The organism is Natronorubrum sp. A-ect3 (assembly GCF_041821125.1).
GTDB classification, from domain to species: Archaea; Halobacteriota; Halobacteria; order Halobacteriales; family Natrialbaceae; genus Natronorubrum; species Natronorubrum bangense.
In genome coordinates, this window is the sequence record NZ_JBGUBB010000024.1 from 1 (window position 1) to 1,127 (window position 1,127).

General features: G+C 56.2%; 1 rRNA gene. It reads left to right on the top strand.

Features of this window, described 5'->3' with window-relative positions:
- Window positions 1-1,061: ribosomal RNA gene (locus ACERJA_RS20115) — 23S ribosomal RNA — on the top strand; the annotation flags it as partial.
- Between the last annotated feature and the right edge of the window lie 66 nt (window positions 1,062-1,127).

Sequence of the window (1,127 nt, forward strand, 5' to 3'; positions counted from 1 at the left end):
AAGGACTCGTACGGTCACTGAATCCTGCCCAGTGCGGGTATCTGAACACCCCTTACAAGGGGACGAAGGACCCGTTAACGGCGGGGGTAACTATGACCCTCTTAAGGTAGCGTAGTACCTTGCCGCTTTAGTAGCGGCTTGCATGAATGGATCAACGAGAGCGCCACTGTCCCAACGTTGGGCCCGGTGAACTGTACGTTCCAGTGCGGAGTCTGGAGACCCCCAAGGGGAAGCGAAGACCCTATAGAGCTTTACTGCAGGCTGTCACTGAGACGTGGTCGCCATTGTGCAGCATAGGTAGGAGCCGTTACACAGGTACCCGCGCTAGCGGGCCACCGAGGCAGCATTGAAATACTACCCGATGGTGACTGCGACTCTCACTCCTGGCGGAGGACACTGGTAGCCGGGCAGTTTGACTGGGGCGGTACGCGCTTGAAAAGATATCGAGCGCGCCCCAAGATTTCCTCACTCGGGTCGGAGACCCGAGAAAGAGCGCAAGAGCATAAGGAAGTCTGACAGTGTCCGGCACAACGACGGACGCTGACGCGAAAGCGTGGTCTAGCGAACCAATTAGGCTGCTTGATGCGGCCAATTGCTGACAAAAAAGCTACCTTAGGGATAACAGAGTCGTCACCCGCAAGAGCACATATCGACCGGGTGGCTTGCTACCTCGATGTCGGTTCCCTCCATCCTGCCCGTGCAGAAGCGGGCAAGGGTGAGGTTGTTCGCCTATTAAAGGAGGTCGTGAGCTGGGTTTAGACCGTCGTGAGACAGGTCGGCTGCTATCTATTGGGGGTGTGAGGTATCTGACGGGAACGTTCGTATAGTACGAGAGGAACTACGAATGGGTGCCACTGGTGTACCGGTTGTTCGAAAGAGCACGTGCCGGGCAGCCACGCACCACGGGGTAAGAGCTGAACGCATCTAAGCTCGAAACCCACCTGGAAAAGAGATACCACTGAGGCCACTCGTAGAAGACGAGATCGATAGACTCGGGATGTACGCGCCAAGGCAACGAGGCGTTGAGTCCGCGAGCACTAATCGGCCAAGCCACACATTCATATTACATCGCATTGGATCCGTGATTCGAGAACGGGTCCGGACGCAAACTGGACTACACATACACA